This is a genomic window from Geobacillus sp. ZGt-1 (genome assembly GCF_001026865.1).
In the GTDB taxonomy this organism is placed as follows: Bacteria; Bacillota; Bacilli; order Bacillales; family Anoxybacillaceae; genus Geobacillus; species Geobacillus thermoleovorans.
The window spans coordinates 1-1,365 of the sequence record NZ_LDPD01000057.1 but is presented as its reverse complement, the minus strand read 5'-3'; the positions used below and the strand labels follow the sequence as shown (position 1 = coordinate 1,365).

Genomic DNA, 1,365 nt, shown 5'->3' with positions numbered 1-1,365 from the left:
GCCGTTTAACTTCCCGATGAACTTGGTGGCCCATAAACTTGGCCCGGCCATCGCCTCGGGCAACACCGTTGTGTTGAAGCCAGCCAGCCAAACGCCGCTGTCCGCCTACTTTATTGCCGAACTGTTCGAAAAAGCCGGTTTGCCGAAAGGGGCGCTCAACGTCGTCACGGGAAGCGGCCGCACGGTCGGCGACAAAATCGTCACCGACCCGCGCATCAGCATGATCACCTTCACCGGCAGCCCGGAAGTCGGCATCGCGATCCGCAATAAGGCGGGCTTAAAGCGGGTGACGCTCGAGCTCGGCTCCAACTCGGCCGTGATCGTCGATGAACAGGTCGATCTTGATCGCATCATCCCGCGCTGCGTGTTCGGTGCGTTCACGTTCCAAGGGCAGGTGTGCATTTCACTCCAGCGCATTTACGTGCATGAGAATCGTTATGACGAGTTCGTCGAAAAATTTGTCGCCGCCGCGAAACAGTTGAAAACAGGCGACCCGTTGGATCCAACCACCGATGTATCCGCCTTGATTACGCCAAACGATGTCGACCGGGCGCTCTCTTGGATCGAAGAGGCGAAACAAGGCGGCGCCAACGTTGTTCTTGGCGGCGAACGCGACGGCAACATCCTGCTTCCGACCGTCATTGTCGACGCCGAACCGACGATGAAAGTGTCGTGCCAAGAAGTGTTCGCCCCGATCGTCTTGATCAACCGCGTCCGTTCGATCGATGAAGCCATTGAATTGGTCAATGACTCGCGCTACGGCTTGCAGGCAGGCATCTACACCGACAACATCCATACCGCATGGAAAGCGGCGAAACAACTGCACGTTGGCGGCGTGTTGATTAACGACATCCCAACGTTCCGCGTTGACCATATGCCGTACGGCGGCGTGAAAGAAAGCGGGTTTGGCCGCGAAGGGATTCGCTATGCGATCGAGGAAATGACGGAGTTGAAGTTGATTATTTTTAACGAAAGTTAAGCGGGATGAGAAGAGGTTGGAGTAAAGTTTATTCCTAAAATTCTAGAAGAATGGTTGCGCAGCCTTGGAGAGAGTGGCACTCCAAGGCTGTATGTTTAAAGCCAATCATGATCGCCCAGTAGCTGACAGGAGGCTTTAAATTCCAGTAATCAGGATGCCCAAGGTATGTGTTGACGATCAAGTTTCCATGCCTCAGCATTTCGTATGCATTGACGCCATGACGCGCTTCGTCCCAGCTTGAAATCGGGAATGTTCCTAGATGATAAAAGACGTTGTAGACCATCATCGAGAAGATCAACGCCGCCGCTAGATAAAACGAGATGTTTCGTACACTTGGATTTCTCATGCGATCCACTCCTTTATCGGCACGCTGTGCTTCGAAAAAA

1 protein-coding gene and 1 pseudogene are annotated in these 1,365 nt (G+C 53.5%); one reads left to right on the top strand and one right to left on the bottom strand.

Annotation, left to right across the window (positions count from 1 at the left end):
* On the top strand, window positions 1-979 hold a 979-nt coding region (locus VU18_RS15450), incomplete at its 5' end, for an aldehyde dehydrogenase family protein (protein ID WP_047758435.1).
* 49 nt (window positions 980-1,028) lie between these two features.
* On the opposite strand, the pseudogene VU18_RS15445 reads toward VU18_RS15450, so the two are convergent.
* Window positions 1,029-1,325, bottom strand: a pseudogene (locus VU18_RS15445) (ArnT family glycosyltransferase); the annotation flags it as partial.
* Window positions 1,326-1,365 lie beyond the last annotated feature (40 nt).